General features: G+C 68.5%; 21 protein-coding genes, 1 tRNA gene and 1 pseudogene. 8 read left to right on the top strand and 15 right to left on the bottom strand.

Annotation, left to right across the window (positions count from 1 at the left end):
* The first annotated feature begins 132 nt into the window (after window positions 1–132).
* Both EJC77_RS16755 and EJC77_RS16750 read left to right on the top strand, forming a co-directional pair.
* Window positions 133–1,116, top strand: a complete 984-nt coding sequence (locus EJC77_RS16755; protein ID WP_125615266.1) for a DNA-3-methyladenine glycosylase family protein — start codon at window positions 133–135, stop codon at window positions 1,114–1,116.
* 43 nt (window positions 1,117–1,159) lie between these two features.
* A complete protein-coding gene (locus EJC77_RS16750) occupies window positions 1,160–1,453 on the top strand; it encodes a putative quinol monooxygenase (protein WP_125615263.1) in 294 nt (97 codons plus the stop codon).
* Window positions 1,454–1,625: 172 nt separating this feature from the next.
* Here EJC77_RS16750 and EJC77_RS16745 read toward each other — a convergent pair whose 3' ends face one another.
* The 4 genes from EJC77_RS16745 to EJC77_RS16730 form a co-directional block, all read right to left on the bottom strand.
* Window positions 1,626–2,006, bottom strand: a complete 381-nt coding sequence (locus tag EJC77_RS16745) for a thioredoxin family protein (protein WP_125615260.1) — start codon at window positions 2,004–2,006, stop codon at window positions 1,626–1,628.
* 86 nt (window positions 2,007–2,092) lie between these two features.
* Window positions 2,093–3,253, bottom strand: a complete 1,161-nt coding sequence (locus tag EJC77_RS16740; RefSeq protein ID WP_125615272.1) for an MFS transporter — start codon at window positions 3,251–3,253, stop codon at window positions 2,093–2,095.
* 176 nt (window positions 3,254–3,429) lie between these two features.
* On the bottom strand, window positions 3,430–3,864 hold the full coding sequence (locus tag EJC77_RS16735) for a MarR family winged helix-turn-helix transcriptional regulator (RefSeq protein WP_125615256.1): 435 nt from the start codon (window positions 3,862–3,864) through the stop codon (window positions 3,430–3,432).
* 43 nt (window positions 3,865–3,907) lie between these two features.
* Window positions 3,908–4,501 (bottom strand): hypothetical protein, encoded by a 594-nt coding sequence (locus tag EJC77_RS16730; RefSeq protein ID WP_125615253.1) that lies wholly within the window; start codon window positions 4,499–4,501, stop codon window positions 3,908–3,910.
* Between the two features lie 99 nt (window positions 4,502–4,600).
* On the opposite strand from EJC77_RS16730, the gene EJC77_RS21205 reads away from it, so the two are divergent.
* On the top strand, window positions 4,601–4,771 hold the full coding sequence (locus EJC77_RS21205; protein WP_240630326.1) for a GntR family transcriptional regulator: 171 nt from the start codon (window positions 4,601–4,603) through the stop codon (window positions 4,769–4,771).
* Window positions 4,768–4,923: an FCD domain-containing protein gene (locus tag EJC77_RS21200; RefSeq protein ID WP_240630325.1), complete on the top strand. Its 156-nt coding sequence runs from the start codon at window positions 4,768–4,770 to the stop codon at window positions 4,921–4,923. Before EJC77_RS21205 ends, EJC77_RS21200 begins: the two co-directional genes overlap by 4 nt.
* A gap of 66 nt (window positions 4,924–4,989) precedes the next feature.
* Here the strand turns inward: EJC77_RS21200 and EJC77_RS16720 are convergent.
* Together EJC77_RS16720 and EJC77_RS16715 are read right to left on the bottom strand one after the other, a co-directional pair.
* Window positions 4,990–5,074 (bottom strand) — tRNA-Tyr (locus EJC77_RS16720).
* Between the two features lie 132 nt (window positions 5,075–5,206).
* A complete protein-coding gene (locus tag EJC77_RS16715; protein ID WP_240630324.1) occupies window positions 5,207–5,557 on the bottom strand; it encodes a hypothetical protein in 351 nt (116 codons plus the stop codon).
* A gap of 203 nt (window positions 5,558–5,760) precedes the next feature.
* Here EJC77_RS16715 and EJC77_RS16710 point away from each other — a divergent pair, with 203 nt between their 5' ends.
* Complete coding sequence (locus EJC77_RS16710; RefSeq protein ID WP_125615251.1) at window positions 5,761–6,249, top strand: YajQ family cyclic di-GMP-binding protein; 489 nt, start codon at window positions 5,761–5,763, stop codon at window positions 6,247–6,249.
* 108 nt (window positions 6,250–6,357) lie between these two features.
* Window positions 6,358–7,137, top strand: a complete 780-nt coding sequence (locus EJC77_RS16705; RefSeq protein ID WP_125615248.1) for a VOC family protein — start codon at window positions 6,358–6,360, stop codon at window positions 7,135–7,137.
* An 8-nt stretch (window positions 7,138–7,145) separates the two neighbouring features.
* Here EJC77_RS16705 and EJC77_RS16700 read toward each other — a convergent pair whose 3' ends face one another.
* The 3 genes from EJC77_RS16700 to EJC77_RS16690 form a co-directional block, all read right to left on the bottom strand.
* A complete protein-coding gene (locus EJC77_RS16700; protein ID WP_125615245.1) occupies window positions 7,146–7,856 on the bottom strand; it encodes a histidine phosphatase family protein in 711 nt (236 codons plus the stop codon).
* A gap of 35 nt (window positions 7,857–7,891) precedes the next feature.
* Window positions 7,892–8,761: a zinc metalloprotease HtpX gene (htpX, locus tag EJC77_RS16695; protein WP_125615242.1), complete on the bottom strand. Its 870-nt coding sequence runs from the start codon at window positions 8,759–8,761 to the stop codon at window positions 7,892–7,894.
* 110 nt (window positions 8,762–8,871) lie between these two features.
* Window positions 8,872–10,146, bottom strand: a complete 1,275-nt coding sequence (locus EJC77_RS16690; protein WP_125615239.1) for an MFS transporter — start codon at window positions 10,144–10,146, stop codon at window positions 8,872–8,874.
* Window positions 10,147–10,193: 47 nt separating this feature from the next.
* On the opposite strand from EJC77_RS16690, the gene EJC77_RS16685 reads away from it, so the two are divergent.
* Window positions 10,194–10,583: an ankyrin repeat domain-containing protein gene (locus EJC77_RS16685; RefSeq protein WP_338069493.1), complete on the top strand. Its 390-nt coding sequence runs from the start codon at window positions 10,194–10,196 to the stop codon at window positions 10,581–10,583.
* A 196-nt stretch (window positions 10,584–10,779) separates the two neighbouring features.
* Here EJC77_RS16685 and EJC77_RS16680 read toward each other — a convergent pair whose 3' ends face one another.
* Complete coding sequence (locus EJC77_RS16680) at window positions 10,780–12,246, bottom strand: catalase (RefSeq protein WP_125615233.1); 1,467 nt, start codon at window positions 12,244–12,246, stop codon at window positions 10,780–10,782.
* A 44-nt stretch (window positions 12,247–12,290) separates the two neighbouring features.
* Window positions 12,291–12,710, bottom strand: a complete 420-nt coding sequence (locus EJC77_RS16675) for a Fur family transcriptional regulator (RefSeq protein WP_125615231.1) — start codon at window positions 12,708–12,710, stop codon at window positions 12,291–12,293.
* A gap of 149 nt (window positions 12,711–12,859) precedes the next feature.
* On the opposite strand from EJC77_RS16675, the gene EJC77_RS16670 reads away from it, so the two are divergent.
* On the top strand, window positions 12,860–13,495 hold the full coding sequence (locus EJC77_RS16670; RefSeq protein ID WP_125615228.1) for a DUF2461 domain-containing protein: 636 nt from the start codon (window positions 12,860–12,862) through the stop codon (window positions 13,493–13,495).
* Between the two features lie 155 nt (window positions 13,496–13,650).
* Here EJC77_RS16670 and EJC77_RS16665 read toward each other — a convergent pair whose 3' ends face one another.
* The 4 genes and pseudogenes from EJC77_RS16665 to EJC77_RS16650 form a co-directional block, all read right to left on the bottom strand.
* Window positions 13,651–14,748 (bottom strand): ATP-binding protein, encoded by a 1,098-nt coding sequence (locus EJC77_RS16665; protein WP_125615225.1) that lies wholly within the window; start codon window positions 14,746–14,748, stop codon window positions 13,651–13,653.
* 142 nt (window positions 14,749–14,890) lie between these two features.
* Window positions 14,891–15,676, bottom strand: coding sequence for an oxygenase MpaB family protein (locus tag EJC77_RS16660; protein WP_125615222.1), 786 nt, complete (start codon window positions 15,674–15,676; stop codon window positions 14,891–14,893).
* 15 nt (window positions 15,677–15,691) lie between these two features.
* Entirely contained in the window at window positions 15,692–17,197 is a 1,506-nt protein-coding gene (locus EJC77_RS16655; RefSeq protein ID WP_125615219.1) for an amino acid permease, read from the bottom strand.
* 190 nt (window positions 17,198–17,387) lie between these two features.
* Window positions 17,388–18,257, bottom strand: a pseudogene (locus EJC77_RS16650) (ferredoxin--NADP reductase domain-containing protein); the annotation flags it as partial.

The raw sequence follows: 18,257 nt of genomic DNA, 5'->3' as shown, positions 1-18,257 counted from the left end.
ACCAGGCAACCATCGACATCGAGATCATCGCCGACAACACCCGCTTGACAACCCGCCAGCCAGCCTAACTACACGGCATTGAGACTAGCCCGCCAGTCGGCGCCTGTCAGCCACGCGTGGGACCATGGACGCATGACCATCACCGCCCTGCCGGACAGCCCGTCCCGGGCGCAGTCACGGCAGTGGGAATCACGATCGTGGGACGCCGGCCAGCCGGTCGACCTGGCGCGGACGCTGGGCATCATCGGTCGCGGTCCGGCCGACCGCACGGTCCGGCTGGCCGGGGACACCGCCTGGCTGGCGTTCAACACGCCCGACGGCCCCGCCACACTGGGCATCACCCAGGCCGGCACGGACATGACCGCCCGCGCCTGGGGTCCCGGCGCGGAGCACGCCCTCGCGGGCGCCCCGGCGTTGACCGGCCACCACGATGACTGGTCCGCCTTTGACGCGCCTGGCTTCGCCGCCACCCTGCCGCCGCTGGTGAAAGAGGCACGACGCCGGCACCCGGCCGTGCGGCTGCCCTCCACCGGGCGGGTGGTTGACGCCCTCGTCCCGGCGATCCTGGAACAGAAGGTCACCTCCCTGGAGGCCCAACGCGGTTACGCGACGCTGATCCGCACGTTCGGCACGCCGGCGCCGGGCATCGGCCCGGGCACCGCCGTCCCGGACGACTTGATGGTGGCCCCGACCCCGCAACGCTGGGCCGCCATTCCATCCTGGGAATGGCATCGGGCGGGCGTGGGACCGCAGCGTTCGGCGACGATCATGCGCGCCCTGCGGTCGGCGTCGGGCCTGGAACGGCTGGCCGCCCTCCCCGCCGCAGAGGCCGGCGCGAAGCTGCAAACCATTCCCGGCATAGGCATTTGGACGGCGGCCGAGGTCACCCAGCGCACGCACGGCGACGCCGACCAGGTGTCGGTCGGCGACTACCATCTGGCCGCCTACGTGGGGTGGGCGCTGGCCGGCAACCCCGTGGACGACGCCGGCATGCTGGAGCTGCTCGAACCGTGGCGCGGGCACCGGCAGCGCGTGGTGCGCATGCTCGGCCTCAGCGGCTTCCGCAAGCCCACGTTCGGCCCGCGCCTGCGCATCCAGGATCACCGCGGACACTGAAAAAGTTCACACTCGCGGGCGACGGGTCACATACGCTGGTCCCATGAGTGAATTCCCCGATGAGCATGCCATTGACCTGCAGGCCATGTTCATCCCCAACGACGGCGAGTTCTTTCGCGTGAAGCTCGCGCTGGAAATCGCGATCGAGCAGGTCGTGGCCGAGCCCGGCTGCCTCCGCTACGAGATCACGGAAGAGTCCGGGGAGCGCATCGTGCTGACCGAGCGCTGGGCGTCAGAGGCGGATCTGGACAAGCACAGCAGGGGCATCGCCCTACAGGACCTCGACGAGTCCCTCAGCGCGCTCCTGGCCACGCCGGCGGAGCTGACCCGTCTTTAAACGGTCTGACAGGCTCGACCACCGGGGGATTTCGACAGGCTCAATTACCGGGTCTCGCTCCCCAGCCGCTCCCCGCCCTCGCAAGCTCGGTCGGGGCCCCTCGCGGCCGTGGGCCCAGGCTCGACCACCGCGGTGGTCGAGCCTGTCGAGACCCGTGAGTCCTTCAGTGAATCTATTCGGCAGCCTTGCCCTCGGCCTGCTGCTTGGCGACGGCGGCGTGCACCTCGCTCATGTCCAGGCCCTTGACGGCCGTGATGACCTCGTCGAGCTGGGAGCCGTTGAGTGCGCCGGGCTGGGCGAACACCAGGACCTTTTCGCGGAACGCCATGAGCGTCGGGATCGAGGTGATGTTGGCTTCGGCGGCGAGCTGCTGCTCGGCCTCGGTGTCCACCTTGGCGAACACGACGTCGTCGTGCTTTTCCGACGCCGCACTGTAGGTGGGCGCAAAATTCCGGCAGGGCTGGCACCAGGACGCCCAGAAGTCGACGAACACGATGTCGTTGTTCTCGACGGTGGGCGCGAAGGTGTCAGTGGTGATATCGACTGTAGCCATGCTTCCACGGTACGGGACCGCGTGGAAGCATGGCTACCGGTTTCGCTGAGCGCGTGAGCGCCAACCATCGGGAATAAACGCGGCGCCTACACGCCGTCGGGCTCGTGCGCCTTCAGCACGGACCGGCCGAACACGACGATGCCGGCGCTGACCAGCACGGCCGCGGCGGCGACGAAGAACGTGACCGAGGCGCTGGAATGCTCGGCGATCTTCGCGGCCAGGAACGGGGCCAGCGCACCGCCCATCCAGCGCACGAAGTTGTAGCCGGCGCTGGCGACCGGGCGGGGCGAGTCGGAGACGCTCATGGCCAGTTCGGTGTAGAGCGTGTTGTTGATGCCCAGCAGCGCGCCGGAGACGATGACCAGCACCACGATCGCGGTGATCGAGTGGCCGGCGGCGAGCGCGACCCCGATCAGGACGATGATCAGCCCGACAAGTGACCCGGTCAGGGCGCCGGTGGTGCCGAACCTGCGCTGCACGATCGGGGCGACGAACACGGAGAACACGGCCACGGCCACGCCCCAGCCGAAGAACACGGCGCCGATGCCGTACGCGTTGAAGTGCAGGATGAACGGGGTGAACGCCAGGATGGTGAAGAAGCCGTAGTTGTAGAACAGGGCGCTGGCGGCCGTGGTGCGCAGGCCCTTGTGGCCCAGGGCGACCAGCGGGTCGCGCAGCCGGGTCTTCTTCGCCGGCGCGGCGGTCTTGGGCAGCAGGATCACGAGCAGGATGAACGCGATCGCCATCGCCGTCGCCGTGCCGAAGAACGGGGCCCGCCACTGCCAGCCGCCCAGCAGGGCGCCCATGAGCGGGCCGAGCGACAGACCCAGGCCCAGCGCGGCCTCATACAGGATGATCGCGGTCGCGGTGCCGCCGGAGGCCACGCCCACCATGACGGCCAGCGCCGTCGCCACGAACAGCGCGTTGCCCAGGCCCCAGCCGGCGCGGAACCCGACCAGTGTCCCGACAGTGCTGGACATGCCGGACAGCGCGGAGAACGCGACGATGACGGCCAGGCCGATCAGCAGCGTCTTCTTTCCGCCGATGCGCGAGGACACGAAGCCGGTCACGAGCATGGCCACGGCCGTGACCAGGAAGTAGCTGGTGAACAGCAGCGAGACCTGGCTCGGGGTCGCCTTGAGGTTCACGGCGATGGCCGGCAGGATCGGGTCGACCAGCCCGATGCCCATGAACGCGAAGACGGCCGCGAACGCCACCGCCCACACCGCCTTGGGCTGCTTGAGCATCGACTGCTTTTCCGAGTGAAGCGTGTCCTCGATCTCGTGGACGGCTTCCGTTGCGGCGTTGGCCTGCACGGGGTGACTCCTTTGGAAGATGTGAAAAAGGGAAAGTACGACGGCGGCGCGCGCCGTGCGCCGCCGGCCGGCGGTGGGCGCGCCACGGGTTGCGGCGTGCGAAGCCGTCAGGGACTGAGCGCGCCGTTCAGTTTGGCGAGTGCGGGAAGGGCCGCGGTGATGGTCGCCCGTTCGGCCTCGTCCAGGGTGCGCAGGGCGTCGGCCATGCGACGGTTGCGCACCGCGTTGGAGCGGTCGACGGCCGCCCGCCCGGCGTCCGTCAGCTCGACCAGGACCACGCGGGCGTCACTGTCGTCGGCGATGCGCCGGACCAGTCCGGCGGCCTCCAGCTTGATGACCTGCTCGGTGGCGCTGGGAACCCGGATGCCGGCATTGCGGGCGATCACGCTCACGCGCTGCGGCTCGGTGGAGACCATGTTCAGGGTGCTCACCTGGGCGGTGCTCAATTCGCCGTCCGAATCCAGGGCCCGGGTCAGGTACACGGATTGGCGCAGGATTTCGCGGTAGTCGTGCGCGAGCTCCATGAGCATGTCGACATTCATAGTTAGGTAGCCTAACAGTTAGGATGCCTAACAGTCAAGGAGGCTAGGCTTCCGGCCCGATCATGGACACGAACTCGCGGGCCTCGCCCTCACCGATGTCGGCATGGTCGAGCAGCAGGTGCGCGGCGTCGTCGTACTTGCCGGCCAGCGCCAGGGTGCGGATCTGCCCGTAGATCTCGTCGTTCAGGCGCGTGCTGGCAACCTCACGGACCTCATCCCCCCGGGACACGATGGCCCGGTACCGGTAGCCGGTGCCGGCCGGGTGGGCTTCGGGCCCGGGTGCGGATGCGGGGGGTTCGGCTGCGCGAGGCTCCTGCGGGAAGCGCTCCAGCGCGGTGACGGCGGCCACCGATTCGCCGAGCGGGCACCCGGTGGCGCGGCGGTACTGCCTGACCGCCTGGAGCTGCTGGCCCTGGGCGATGAGCGAGTAGATGTTCCGGTGTGCCTCGGGCGACAACCGTGCGCCGGCCTCGGCCGCGCGTTCCCGGGTGATGTCCGACGGTTTCGCCGACCCGGCGCGGGCGTCATGGGCCGCCGCATCCTGGCGCGCCCGGCCGGCGCGGCCGACGTACCGGGCCGCCAGCACGACCAGCAGGCAGATGACCAGGACGATGACCAGCGGCACGAGGAGTTCCATACGCCAATTTTAGGCGGGGTTGCCGCGCCCGGCACGTGACCGCTTGTGGCGCATCGACCGGCCCCCGCTAGAGGTCCAGGACCAGCCTGCCAGGAGCAGGTGGCGGCACAGTATGGCGTGTCCCGCACCCCCGTCCGGGATGCGCTCACCCAGGTGGCGCTGGAGGGGCTGGCCACGCTGGTGCGGCTGCGCGCCATGATCGACGAGTTTGAAACCGTTGACCCCTCGCGGCGATGTGGGCGCACCCCATCCAGCGCCGGATCACCATGACCTACCGGCAGGGCCCGAATCACCAGGCGAAGGTGGCCCACGACCATCGGCGCATCCTTGAGGCGCTGAAGACAAATGATCCCGACACGATCACCGAGGTGCTGCGGATCTGCCACGACCCGTCGGACAATCGCCCCGGGCCGACGGCGTAGCGGTCCGAACAACGCAAAAGGCCCGTACTTCCTTGAGTTTCCAAGGAAGTACGGGCCTGGCGTCCGTGGTGGCAGATGAGGGATTCGAACCCCCGTAGGCATTGCCAGCTGATTTACAGTCAGCCCCCTTTGGCCGCTCGGGTAATCTGCCGCGGCACACCGGCTCCGGCATGGATGGCTCCAGCAGGTCCGGCGGGCGCCCCCAGCAAGTGGGAGCAGTAAAACAATACAAGGGATTCGCCGAAGAATCGAATCGGGCCGGTTGGGCCCCGCGGACCGGCTCTCAGGCCCCGGACTGGATGCGCCGCACCAGCTGCCGCTCGAACGCCGCGGCCTGCTCGGCCGTGACCTGGTGCAACGCCACGGCCCGGGCCAGATCCTGCTGCACGCCGGCGATCCGGTCGGAGGTCGAGGATGCTGCGGCAGTGCCCGAAAACGCGGTGCCCGAAACCCCAGGGCCCGAAAACGCGGTCACCGCGGCCAGTGCCGCGGCCGCCATGGCCGTGCCGACCGCGGCCTTCACGCCCGGCCGCGCGCCGGTCCTGGTTCGCGGCGCCAGCGGTGAGCCGGCCGCGCCGGCGGCGTCCGTCGTCGTACTTGTCGAAACGGGATCGGGGTGCGGGGTGGAAGCCATTGCTCCTCCGTCGGGGTTGGGGCCTGTCTATGGGCATAACTCTTCACGGCGCCGGTGTGATCCCGCGCAACGAACGCTAGGAGCGAACTGTGAGCGGCCCGCTAGACGCCTAGCGTCCTCCCCGGACTCGCTCCGCTCCTCTGGGGCCCCTCGGCCGCTAGGCTAGAGGGCAAGCAACCGGCTAGCAAGGGAGAAGAGGAACCATGGCCAGTGACTCAACGTTCGACGTCGTCAGCAAGGTTGACAAGCAAGAGGTCGCCAACGCGCTGCACCAGACCCAGAAGGAAGTGGCCCAGCGCTACGACTTCAAGGGCGTGGGCGCCGAGATCGACTTCAGTGGCGAGAACATCCTGCTCAAGGCCAACTCCGAGGAACGCGTCAAGGCCGTCCTCGACGTCTTCGAGTCGAAGCTGATCAAGCGCGGCATCTCGCTGAAGTCCCTCGACGCCGGCGAACCCTACGCCTCGGGCAAGGAGTACCGGCTGGAGGCCTCCATCAAGGAGGGCATCGCCCAGGACCTGGCCAAGAAGATCAACAAGCTCATCCGCGACGAGGGACCCAAGGGCGTCAAGTCCGTCATCCAGGGCGATGAGCTACGCGTCAGCTCCAAGAGCCGCGACGACCTGCAGGCCACGATGACCCTGCTGCGCAGCTTCGAGGAAGCCGACCTGCAGTTCGTGAACCTTCGCTGAACGGCCACGGCGGACCCTTGCCGGACGCCGCACGTTCGGCATAGGCTCGCCGTGTCCCGTTCCGGGGCATTCCCACGAACGGCGTTGCACAACGGACGAGGAGCAATAATGGCCACGAATGACATCCCGGTCGGCGCACCCTGCTGGATCGACCTGATCACCTCCGACCTGGCCGGTGCCAAGTCCTTCTACCATGACCTGTTCGGCTGGACGTATGAGACCGGTGACGAGGAAAAATACGGCGGCTACGTCATGGCGTTCAAGGACGGCCTGCCGGCTGCCGGCCTGATGCAGAACCCGGGCACCGACGACGGATACTCCGACATGTGGTCCACGTACCTGCGCGTGGCCAACCTGGACGACTCCGTCGCCTCCGTCACCGCGAACGGCGGGGTCGTGTACATGCCACCCATGGATGTCCCCGAGCAGGGGCGGATGGCCATGCTCGGCGATGCGGCCGGCGCGTCGTTCGGGCTGTGGGAGTTCGGCGGTCACGAGGGTTTCCAGGCGCACGACATTTCCGGTGCGGCGGGCTGGCACGAGCTGCACACGAAGGACTACCCCGCCGCCGTCGCGTTCTACCAGAAGGCGCTGGGTTGGCAGACATCGGTCGTGGCCGATTCGGCGGACTTCCGCTACACGTCCCTCGGCGAGGGGCCGGCGGCCCTGGCGGGGATCTACGATGCCGCCGCCGACCTGCCCGACGCCGTGCCGTCCAACTGGCAGGTGTACTTCCAGGTTGACGACACCGACGCCACCATCGCCAAGGCGGTTGCCGGCGGCGCCACCGTGGTCGTCGAGGCGGAGGACACCCCGTTCGGCCGCATCGCCGGGCTGACCGACCCCACCGGGGCGATGTTCAAGCTCACCCAGCCGCCGGCCCAGTAGCCGGAAACCTAGATCCTGACGGCGGGGACGTCGTCCCCGCCGTCAGAATCGGCCGTGAGTTCGGCCGTCGGCCCGTCCGTGTCGGTGCCGGCCAGGCCGCCGGCGGGGAAACCCGACCAGGCGGCGACCCGCCAGCCGCCGGGCTCAAGCGCCGGGGTGGCGGCCCCCTCCATGATGACGATGCCGGTGTTGCTCAGCTCGTGGTATTTCGGGTTTGTCCAGTCCAGCGTGCCGGCACGGTGCCCGGCCCAGAACCGGATCATGGCGCCATGGCTGACCATGGCGACCGGGCCGCCGTCGTACTGTTCCTCCGCCTCGCGCACCACCGCGTCGAACCGGTCCAGGACGTCGTGACCGGTGTCGGCGCCCGGCATGCGCGCCGACAGGTCCCCGGACAGCCAGGCCTTCACCGTCTCCAGGTAGGCCATGATGGACGGCAGGTCGCCCTTCAACTCCAAGTTGCCGGCGCTGATCTCCCGCAGCCCCGCCCGGACGTTGGGTTCAAGTCCGCGCGCGGCGGCCAACGGCCCCGCCGTCAACGCCGTGCGGGTCAGCGTGGAGACGTAGATGGCGCGCAGCGGCTCGCCGGCCAGGGCCCCGGGCACGGCCGCGGCCTGGCGCTCACCGAGCGCGGTCAGGCCCGGGCCGGGAACCGCGGTGTCGAGCAGGTTCTTCACGTTGCTGGGTGTTTGACCGTGGCGGATCAGGATCAGTCGCATGGCCCCATTCTTCCGCACCCCGAACCCGGGGACGGTCAGGTCAGGGGGCGGCCGGCCATCTTCTCCAGCCGGGCAATGCGATCGGCCATGGGCGGGTGGGTGGCGAACAGCTTCGCGGCGCCGCCGCCCTTGAACGGGTTGGCGATCATGAGGTGGCTGGTGTTGACCAGGTTCTGGTCCTGCGGGAGCGGGGCCCGCTGGACACCCGTTTCCAGCTTGCGCAGCGCCGAGGCAAGGGCCAGGGGATCGTCGGTCAGCGTCGAACCGTCCTCGTCGGCGTCGTATTCGCGCGTGCGGCTGATGGCCAGCTGGATCATGGAGGCGGCCAGCGGCGCGAACAACGACATAGCCAGCAGCGCGACCGGATTCGCGTTGCGCCGGTCCCCGCCGCCGAAGAACAGCATCATCTGCGCCACCGATGTGATGACGCCGGCGACGGCGGCCGCCACCGACGAGGTCAGGATGTCGCGGTTGTACACGTGCATGAGTTCGTGGCCCAGGACGCCGCGCAGCTCGCGTTCGTCCAGGATGGCCAGGATGCCCTCGGTGCAGCAGACGGCGGCGTTCTGCGGATTGCGGCCCGTGGCGAACGCGTTCGGCGATTGGGTGGGCGAAATGAAGATGGCCGGCATGGACTGGTTCGCCTTCGTCGACAGTTCACGCACGATCCGGTAGATCGCCGGCGCCTGCTGCTCGGTCACCGGATAGGCCTGCATGGACCGGATGGCGATCTTGTCGCTGTTCCAGTACCCGTACGCGGTGGACGCGACACCGATCAGGGCAAAGATCCACAAGGGGGCAGCGCTGCCCGTGCCGCTGGCGATGAGCGCACCGATGCCCAGCAACACCGCCCAGAGCACGCCGAACAGCGCCGCGGTCTTCAAGCCGTTGAAATGTCTGTGCACTTTGCGAAACGCTTCCGTCGGGCCCCTGTCGGGGCGGTTATCCCTACACTCGTCAAACGTTGCAGCGCCGCCCCGGGTTCCGGCCCCGGACGTGGCCTCCGCCGCACCGTCTACGGTACGGGATTCCGCGCGTCGTAGGCCACGAATCCGCGCTGCCAGGCCGCCAGCGCCCAGACGGCCGCGATGCACAGGGCGCCGCCGATCACGGCCGCCAACCCCTCCCCGAACGCCTGGCCGGTGCCCCCGGCGAACACGTCGCCCAGCCGCGGCCCGCCGGTCACGACGACGACGAAGATGCCCTGCAGCCGGCCGCGCAGGTGGTCGGGGGTCGCCGCCTGGAGGATCGTGGACCGGAACACGGAGCTGATGGAATCGGCGACGCCGGCGACGACCAGCGCGGCGACCGCACCGGCAAGCCACGGCGACACGCCGCCGTCGTGCGCGTGCCTGCCACCGGCCAGCACCGCGCCGCCCAGCGCGGCGATCGCGGCACCCCACAGCGTGATGCTCCACACGACGGCCAGGCCCTGGCGCCGGACGTTGCCGAGCGGGCCGGAAAACAGCGCGGCCAGGAAGGACCCGGCCGCGATGGACGCCAGCAGGATTCCAGCCGTCTGCTGCGCGCCGCCCAGCCATACGGCGCCCATGGCCGGCAGCAGTGCCCGCGGCATGGCGAACACCATGGCGGACATGTCGACCAGGAACGTCATGCGCAGGTTGGGCCGCGAACCGAGGAAGCTGAAACCTTCCAGGACGGTCCGGTTCCCGGCCCGGTGGACCGGCCCCTGCGGCGGCAGCGCGGGCAGCCGAACGAGCGCCCACAGCGACGCCGTGAACGTGACGACGTCGATCGTGTACGTCCAGCCGTAGCCGATGTTGGCCACGAGCACGCCGGCCAGCAGCGGCCCGACCGTGGTGCCCAGGCCCATGACGATCATGCTCAGGGCGTTCGCCGCCGGCAGCAGGGCGGGGCGGACCAGGCGCGGGACGATGGCGCTGCGCGCCGAGCCGTTGATGCCGGCCGCCGCGGATTGGACGGCGATGAGTGCGTACAGCACCCACAAGGAGTCCAGTCGCAGCCACGCCTGCGCCGCGATCCCGATGGTCACCAGCCACAGCACCGCGGATGACGCGAGGGCCACGGTGCGGCGGTCGTGTGCGTCCGCGATCGCCCCGCCGTACAGGCCGGCGACGACGAGCGGGGCCAGCGCCACGATGCCGAGCAGGCCCACGGCCAGGGTGGACCGCGTGAGGTCGTACACCTCGAGGCTGACGGCCACCACCGTCAGCTGCGTGCCGATCGAGGACAACCCGTTGCCGATCCACAGCCGCCGGAACGCCGGGCTCTCGCGCAGCGGCGTCACATCGGCCAGGAGTCTTCGCACGGCTCCAGCCTATGGGTCCGCGGCGGGCCATCGCCTACGCTGGAATCGTGACGAACGAATCAGCACTCAATGAAGACCAGACCGGGCGTGTCCTGGAAATCGCGATGGACCTGGCCCGCGAAGGCAAGACGGCCCAGCTGGCCGAGTTCATCGACCACGGGCTGGCGGTGGACGTGGTCGATGCGGACGGCAACACCTTGCTGATGCTGGCCGCCTACCACGGCCGGACGGAGACCGTGGGCATGTTGCTCGGCCACGGGGCCAACCCCGACATCCAAAACGTCCGCAAGCAGACCCCCATCGCCGGGGCCCTGTTCAAGGGCGAGGACGACGTGGTGGCCAAACTCTGCGCGGCCGGTGCCGACCTGGACGCCGGCACGCCCACCGCGCGTGAGGCCGCCGCCATGTTCGGCCGCGAACACCTGCTGACCACGTAGCCCCCGGATAGAGCGGTGTCTCGGTGAGCCATTTCGCCGAGGTAGCGTCATCGCGCCGAAGTGGCGGAACATATGCCGCCCCTTCGGCGCTTTGGCGCTACCTCGGCGCGTAGGAGGTCTCGCCCAAGGAAGGCAAAAAACTGTCCGGGACCAGCCGTGATGGCCGGTCCCGGACAGTTCCAGGTGCTAGAAAGGCTTAGCCCTTCGACGCCTGCAGCGCCTCGATGGCCTTGCGCACACCTTCACCGTAGGCCGGATCGGCCTGGGTGCAGTTGTGGATGTGGCGTTCGATCGTGGCCGGCGAGGCCCCGTCGATGGCCCGTGCGGTGTTCTCGAACAGCACCTGGCGCTGCTCCTCGGTCATCTTCTCGCGGAACAGGATGCCGGGCTGCTCGAAGTAGTTGGCGTCGTCCTCGCGGTAGTTGAACCGGTCCGCGACCGCGCCAATGGCGTGGGCCGGCTCCCGGTACGCGGGCTGCTCGGCCCAGCGGCCGTAGGAGTTCGGCTCGATGCCGGGGGTGCGTCCCTGGTTGCCGTCAATGCGCATGGCACCGTCGCGGTGGTACGAGTTGGTCGGGTTCTTGGGGGCGTTCACCGGAATCTGGTGGTGGTTGACGCCTAGGCGGTAACGCTGCGCGTCGCCGTAGGAGAACAGGCGGCCCTGCAGCATGCGGTCCGGGGAGTAGCTGATGCCCGGCACCACGTTGGCCGGCGAGAACGCGGCCTGCTCGACGTCGGCGAAGTAGTTCTCCGCGTTGCGGTTCAGTTCCCATTCGCCCACCTCGATCAGCGGGTAGTCCTTCTTGGACCAGACCTTCGTGAGGTCGAACGGGTGGTACTTGTACGTGTCAGCGTCGGCCTCGGGCATGATTTGGACCATGAGCTTCCACTTCGGGAAGTCGCCGTTCTCGATCGAGTCGAACAGGTCGCGCTGGTGCGATTCGCGGTCCTGGCCGACCAGTGCAGCGGACTCGGCGTCGGTCAGGTTCTTGATGCCCTGCTGGGTGCGGTGGTGGAACTTCACCCAGAAGCGCTCGCCGGCGTCGTTGATGAAGCTGTACGTGTGCGAGCCGAAGCCGTGCATGTGCCGGTACGAGGCCGGGATGCCGCGGTCGGACATGACGATCGTGACCTGGTGCAGCGACTCGGGCAGATTGGTCCAGAAGTCCCAGTTGTTCTCCGCGTTGCGCAGGTTGGTGCGCGGGTCGCGCTTCACGGCGTGGTTCAGGTCGGGGAACTTCAGCGGGTCGCGGAAGAAGAACACCGGGGTGTTGTTGCCTACCAGGTCCCAGTTGCCCTCCTCGGTGTAGAACTTCAGGGCGAAGCCGCGGATGTCACGCTCGGCGTCGGCGGCGCCGCGCTCGCCGGCGACGGTGGAGAAGCGGGCGAACATCTCGGTCTTCTTGCCGACCTCGGAGAAGATCTTCGCACCGGTGTACTTGGAGATGTCGTTGGTCACCGTGAAGGTGCCGAACGCGCCGGAGCCCTTGGCGTGCATGCGGCGTTCGGGGATGACCTCACGGTCGAAGTGGGCCAGCTTCTCCAGGAACCACACGTCCTGGAGCAGCATCGGGCCGCGCGGGCCGGCCGTCAGGCTGTTCTGGTTGTCCGGGACGGGCGCGCCCGCAACGGTTGTCAGCGGTTTGGTGTTCTCGTCAGCCATGCTTGTTTCTCGCTTCTGGTTGGATCTTGCATCGTGAACGTGTTTTATGCAGCGCAGGCAGGGCAGGTGCCCCAGTAGATGACCTCGGCCTCGTCGATCGTGAATCCGTGGTTGTTGGACGCGGTCAGGCACGGCGCCTCCCCCACGGCACAATCAACGTCGGCGATCGCCCCGCACTGCCGGCACACCACGTGGTGGTGGTTGTCGCCGATGCGGGCCTCGTAGCGTGCCGGGGAACCAGAAGGTTCGATCCGGCGCACCAGTCCCGCCATGGTCAGCGCCGCGAGCACGTCATAGACGGCCTGCTTGGAAACCGCGCCCAATTCATCCCTGACCACACCGATGATGGTGTCGGCGTCGGCATGCGGATGGGTGCGCACTGCCTGCAATACGGCAGTCCGGGGACGGGTCACGCGCAACTGTGCCGCCCGCAGCACGTCCTCCGGTTCCCTCATTTCGACCATGGACACGATCCTCGCATGTTTTCTGGACTCAGTCCAATAAGACATGGGGACGGCGTGTCGTCCTCCACGGGGAGTCCGCGGGCAAGGTTTTCCACAGCGCCGCCGCCACCTCTGGAAGCGGGGCCGCCACGCCCGTACGATCAACGTCCATGGAGACAACGGCAGGCATCCCCGCGGCGGCATTCGACTTCTACGCCCGGCTCGAGCAGAACAACAATCGCGACTGGTGGCTGGCGCACAAGGAATCGTACGACGACGACGTGCGGGTGCCGCTGTTGGCTCTCCTGGCGCAGTTGGAGCCGCTGTTTGGCCCGGCCCGGGTCTTCCGGCCGTACCGGGACACGCGATTCTCGGCCGACAAGACGCCGTACAAGACGTCCCAGGGCGCGCACCTGTCAAACCATGAGGGTGTCGGGTTCTACCTGCGCATCGGTGCCGGAGGGTTGATGCTCGGCGGCGGGTTCCATTCGGCGGCGCCCGCGCATCTGGCCCGGTACCGGACGGCGGTGGACGCGTCGGTCAGCGGCGAGGCGCTGGCGCTGATCGTGGAAACCCTGCGCGCGGCCGGTTTCGAACCTGGCCCTCCGGAGCTGAAGCAGGTGCCGCGGGGTTTCCCGCGGGACCATCCGCGAGCCGTCCTGCTGCGCTGCAAGACGCTCAGTGCGTCCACCGATCTGGGCGTGCCGGACTGGCTGGACACGGCCGACGCCGCGCACCGCATCGCCACCGAACTGGAGCGGCTTCGCCCACTGGTCGACTGGGTGCTGCGGTACGCCACGCCGTGACGGGCGCGGCGCCGTGCCGTGGCACGGTCCGGGGATGGAACGCGGGAAGTCCCGGCACCCAAGGGCGCTCAACGTCCGGGTGGCCGGCCACGCGTCCGGCCGCCATTTTGCGCTGGTTGCCTGTGGGGTCCCGTGAGCCGCGGGGGTGTTCCAGCTCAGTCCCGGGGCTTTGACCGAAGGTACTGGCGCAGTCCGGGGATCGCGAAGTCGACTTTGCCGTGCCCTGCCGGTTGAATGAGCCCGGCAGCCAGAAGCCTGGCTCGATAATTGGCGACCAAGTTTGATTTGGCGCCCAGACGAAGTCCGATGTCACGGGCCGCCGCCGGTTCGTCGTCTTCGGCCATCGCGTGCAAGAAATCCAAGTCCTTGGGTGAGACGGTGGAGAGAGCGGCCTCTATCACCGTGCGTGCGTTGCGCCGGGTGGCTGCCTCAATGGCCCTGTGGACGGCCGGCCCCGTGAGGGTGCCGCCGTTGTTTGCGGCTTCGCGCCACAGGAAGTATCCGACCAGCTGGATGAGGAACGGGTAACCGCCGGTGGCCTCGGCCGCCTGGCGGACGAGGGCGGCCGAGACGTCGATGGGTGCCGCGGCGAATGACTCGGCGAAGGATGCCTCCACGTCACGGATGGCCGCCGAGTGCAAGTCGATCTTGTCGGCACGGCGGAGAAAGGTCGCAACGCCCTCGTTGAGCAGATCCGACACGGCTGCCGGCAGTCCCGCGAAGACCAGGCCGATGGGAAGGCCGTCCTGGATGAAGTGCTGGACATTGGCGGCCAATTGCGCCAGTTCACTGCGGCCTGCCGCATGGATCTCATCGACGGTGATGACGAGCCCGGTGCCGTGGCCGGCGAGAAGCCGGAGCAGTTGTTCGCCGATGGTCCGCCAGGCGACCTGCCGTTCTGGCGGAAGCTGTGTCGTGACGCTGAAGCCTGCGGCCGCGATGGCCGTGATGCGGCGGGTGTGTGGACCGTCGCCGAGTTCTTCGGCCTGCTGGCGCATGGATTCGGCGATTCGCCCCATGAACCCCTCGGTGGCGGTCTCTGAGATCACGGCCCAGCCGTGCTCCCGGGCCAGGTCTTGGGCCGCGCCGAGCATGACCGTCTTGCCGATGCCGCGGGCGCCGGTGAAGATGGTCAGCAGTCCCGGTGCCCCCGAACCCAGCTCCAGCCCGTAGTCGAATTCGTCGAGTAACCCCGAACGGCCGATGATCTGTGGCGGTGTGGCACCAGCCGAAGGACGGAACGGGTTATCCATGGGGGCATCCTCTATGAGTTGCTGTGTATCTTGTGAGTATCACACACTTTGTGAGCTTTGTGAGCAGGCAGAACGAGGGCCGCCGGGCCCAGTGCGGAACACGTTTGGGAACCGCGCGGCTGAGGGTCGCACGCCGGCCGGTTCAGGCCACCGGAATCCGGTCCAGGTAAAAGCGCATGGGGGCGTGCCGCAGCCGGGCGGGCAGCAATGGCCAGGTCCCGGCCGTCACCCTGAACAGGGCCGCGAGCCAACGGTCCCGGCGCGGCGACCACGGCATCCCGTACTGGTCCCGCACGGAGTCCGGCAGCAGGCCGGCGGTCAGGAACCGGGCCACGGGCATTGGCGCGCGCAGCCACCAGGGCGCATTGCGTGCCGCCATCAACTCGTCGGCCACGGCGCGCACCGTCCCGTCAACACGCAGCGCGCCCACCTGCCCGGCCCAGTACGCGGCGAAGTCGGCCCTCGAGGCCGGCCACAGGCCCGCCGGCATGCCCAGCGCCGTGCCGAGCATGGCGTAGTCCCGGTACACGGCGTCGGCGACGGCCGGCTCCAAGGCCGGGAACACGGCGTCGTACACCACCATGGCCGAGTCATACAGCGTGGCGGCGACCCACAGCTGCAGGTTCGGGTCGCGGGCATCGTAGGCCGGATGGTCATCGCCCGCCTCGCCGCGCACCGGCGCATGGGCCCGCCGGACCCAGCCGACGGCCGCGGCCCGCTGCTCCGGCGTGCCGTTGGTCAGCGCGTAGATGTACGTCAACGTGCCGTTCAGGCGTTTGAGCGGGTTCGCGGCGAAATTCGAGTGCCGGGCCACCCCGTGCCCGACGGCCGGGTGGGCCAACTGGAGCAGGATGGCCCGGCCGGCGCCGGCCAGCAGCACGGACTCCGGGGCAATGTCCGCAATGCCGGAAACCTGCCGGGCACTCATGAAAGGGCCGGCATGTCAGCGCAGCGCCGGGGCGGTCTCGGCGACGCCGGATTCCACCTCGCGGCCCAGCCGGGAGTTCCGGTGCCCGTAGGAGAAGTAGAAGATCAGCCCAAGCACCAGCCAGCCGGCGAAGAATACCCACGTCATGGTGGCCAGGTTGAACATCAGGTAGATGCACAGCACGGCGGAGAGCACCGGAAGCACCGGGCCGAGCGGGACCCGGAACGACGGCTTCAAGTCCGGCCGCTTGTGGCGCAGCACCAGGATGCCGACACTGACCATGACGAACGCGCTCAGCGTGCCGATGTTGATCATCTCGCCGAGCAGTTCCACGGGCGTGAACCCGGCCAGGACGGCGACGAGCGCACCGCACAGGATCTGGGTGCGGGCGGGCGTGGCGTGCTTGTCGGAGGTGCGGCTGAGCGCGCGCGGCAGCAGCCCGTCGCGGCTCATGGCCATGCTGACGCGGGCCAGGCCCATGAGCAGCACCATGATGACCGTGGTCAACCCGATCAGCGAACCAAGGGAGATGATGACGACGGCCCAGTCCGCCCCGACCAGATGGAACGCGGTGGCCAGCGACGGGTCCTTTTCCGCGGCGAGCCCCTTGTAGGACACCATGCCGGTGACCGCGAGCGTGACCAGGATGTACAGGATGGTGACGACGCCCAGGCCGGCGAAGATGCCGCGCGGCAGCGTCCTGGCCGGATTCTTGACCTCCTCGGCGCTGGTGGCCACGACATCGAAGCCGATGAAGGCGAAGAACACCAGCGCGGCACCGGAGATGATGCCGGTGAACCCGTACAGGGCCGGGGAGGCACCGGTGAGGAAGGACAGGAACGGCTGCGTCGACCAGGAATGGTCGGTGACCTGGGCCGGCTGGGACGGCGGCACGAACGGCGCGTAGTTGGCGGCCCTCACATAGAAGAACCCGACCACGATGACGAACAGCACGATGCCGATCTTGATCATGGTGAACACGTTGTTGATGCGCGCGGACAGCTTCGTGCCCAGCACCAGGACCACGGTGAACGCGGCCACCACGACGAGCGGGCCCCAGTAGACGGTCAGGCCCAACACGGAGACGTTCGCGGGCACGTCGATGTGCACGGCCTGCAGGAAGTTGCTCAGGTACACGCCCCAGTACTTGGCGATCACCGATGCGGCCATGAGCAGCTCCAGGATCAGGTTCCAGCCGATGATCCAGGCCAGCAGCTCGCCCATGGTCGCGTACGTGAACACGTAGGCGCTGCCGGTGACGGGGATGGCCGTGGCGAACTCGGCGTAGCACATGACCGCCAGCCCGCAGGTGACGGCGGCCAGGATGAAGGAGACGATGACGGCCGGGCCGGCATAGTTGGCGGCGGCGTTGGCCCCGACGGAGAAGATGCCGGCACCCACCGCGACGGCGATGCCCATGATCATCAGGTCCCAGGTGGTCAGGGTCCGTTTCAGGGTGCGGCCGGGCTCATCCGCGTCGGCAAGGGAATGTTCAATGGATTTTGTCCTGAACAAGGACATGGGTCCGCTCCAATCGAGGGCGTAAAAACGACTCGCCAACCCTACCGGAGCGTTACCAGATTCGACAGCACGGGACCATCATGTCTCACCATGTGGAACACGAATGGTCGACGACGGCGGCGGGGCCCACGGCTCCGAGGGGCCCCGCTGATGACGCGCTCGCGCGGCATCAGCGGGGAGGAGCTGGGGACTACCGCGCGGAAATCGCCACCATCTCGGCGCGGTCCACGACCTTGACGCGTTCGCGCACGACGTCCAGGCCGGCCGGCGCCGTGTAATTGGCACCGAGTTTGCGTTCGTGCTCGTCGAGTTGCAGCCAGCCCTCCCACGTGGTGAACTCGACGCCGCGGGATTCGAGCAACTCCGTGACGGCGGCCTCGTCCGGGCGCTCCGCCGGCGTCAGCGATGGACGGTCCTCGAGCAGGCAGCCGATGGTTTCCAGCNTCAGCCCGACCGGGCCGCGCTTGATCCAGCCGGTCGCGTACAGGCCCGGCACCGGGGCGCCGTCGGCACCCAACACCCGGCCGCCGTCGTTCACCACGACCCCGCGGCGGTGGTCGAACTCGACGTCGGCCAGCGCCGACCCGAAATAGCCGATGGCCCGGTACACGGCCTGGACCGGGTAGCTGACCCGTTCGCCGGTGCCACGGACGTTGCCGGTCCCGTCGAGCTCATTGCGTTCGAACGTGATGCCGGTGACGTGGCCGTCCGCCCCGGTGATCTCCACCGGCGTGTGCAGGAAGTGCAGGTGCAGCCGGCGCGAGGCCGGCGACGCCGCGGACGTGTGCTCCTCCACGAGCCAGTTGGTCAGCGTGGTCNGACCTGGTTGTTCGTGCGCACCAACTCGTCCGAGGCCGCGTCGAACTCGAAATCCTCCGGATACAACACAATGTCCACATCCCGGCTGTGCGAGAGCTCCCGCAACTCCAACGGCGTGAACTTCACCTGCGCCGGACCCCGCCGACCAAAAATGTGCACATCCGTCACCGGCGAGCCGGCCAGGCCCGCATACACGTTCTCCGGGATCTCCGTCACCAACAAATCCTCCGCATGCTTGGAG

The organism is Specibacter cremeus, from assembly GCF_003946885.1.
Taxonomy (GTDB): domain Bacteria; phylum Actinomycetota; class Actinomycetes; order Actinomycetales; family Micrococcaceae; genus Specibacter; species Specibacter cremeus.
Note: the sequence above shows the minus strand (reverse complement) of the source record. Positions and strands in the feature narration are given on the sequence as shown.

Excerpts from the sequence above, each read along its gene's own strand:
- EJC77_RS16755 (WP_125615266.1), top strand. The coding sequence starts at position 133 with ATGACCATCACCGCCCTGCCGGACAGCCCGTCCCGGGCGCAGTCACGG.
- EJC77_RS16750 (WP_125615263.1), top strand. The coding sequence starts at position 1,160 with ATGAGTGAATTCCCCGATGAGCATGCCATTGACCTGCAGGCCATGTTC.
- EJC77_RS16745 (WP_125615260.1), bottom strand. The coding sequence starts at position 2,006 with ATGGCTACAGTCGATATCACCACTGACACCTTCGCGCCCACCGTCGAG.
- EJC77_RS16740 (WP_125615272.1), bottom strand. The coding sequence starts at position 3,253 with ATGCTCAAGCAGCCCAAGGCGGTGTGGGCGGTGGCGTTCGCGGCCGTC.
- EJC77_RS16735 (WP_125615256.1), bottom strand. The coding sequence starts at position 3,864 with ATGAATGTCGACATGCTCATGGAGCTCGCGCACGACTACCGCGAAATC.
- EJC77_RS16730 (WP_125615253.1), bottom strand. The coding sequence starts at position 4,501 with ATGGAACTCCTCGTGCCGCTGGTCATCGTCCTGGTCATCTGCCTGCTG.
- EJC77_RS21200 (WP_240630325.1), top strand. The coding sequence starts at position 4,768 with ATGACCTACCGGCAGGGCCCGAATCACCAGGCGAAGGTGGCCCACGAC.
- EJC77_RS16715 (WP_240630324.1), bottom strand. The coding sequence starts at position 5,557 with ATGGCTTCCACCCCGCACCCCGATCCCGTTTCGACAAGTACGACGACG.
- EJC77_RS16710 (WP_125615251.1), top strand. The coding sequence starts at position 5,761 with ATGGCCAGTGACTCAACGTTCGACGTCGTCAGCAAGGTTGACAAGCAA.
- EJC77_RS16705 (WP_125615248.1), top strand. The coding sequence starts at position 6,358 with ATGGCCACGAATGACATCCCGGTCGGCGCACCCTGCTGGATCGACCTG.
- EJC77_RS16700 (WP_125615245.1), bottom strand. The coding sequence starts at position 7,856 with ATGCGACTGATCCTGATCCGCCACGGTCAAACACCCAGCAACGTGAAG.
- EJC77_RS16680 (WP_125615233.1), bottom strand. The coding sequence starts at position 12,246 with ATGGCTGACGAGAACACCAAACCGCTGACAACCGTTGCGGGCGCGCCC.
- EJC77_RS16675 (WP_125615231.1), bottom strand. The coding sequence starts at position 12,710 with ATGGTCGAAATGAGGGAACCGGAGGACGTGCTGCGGGCGGCACAGTTG.
- EJC77_RS16670 (WP_125615228.1), top strand. The coding sequence starts at position 12,860 with ATGGAGACAACGGCAGGCATCCCCGCGGCGGCATTCGACTTCTACGCC.
- EJC77_RS16665 (WP_125615225.1), bottom strand. The coding sequence starts at position 14,748 with ATGGATAACCCGTTCCGTCCTTCGGCTGGTGCCACACCGCCACAGATC.
- EJC77_RS16660 (WP_125615222.1), bottom strand. The coding sequence starts at position 15,676 with ATGAGTGCCCGGCAGGTTTCCGGCATTGCGGACATTGCCCCGGAGTCC.
- EJC77_RS16655 (WP_125615219.1), bottom strand. The coding sequence starts at position 17,197 with ATGTCCTTGTTCAGGACAAAATCCATTGAACATTCCCTTGCCGACGCG.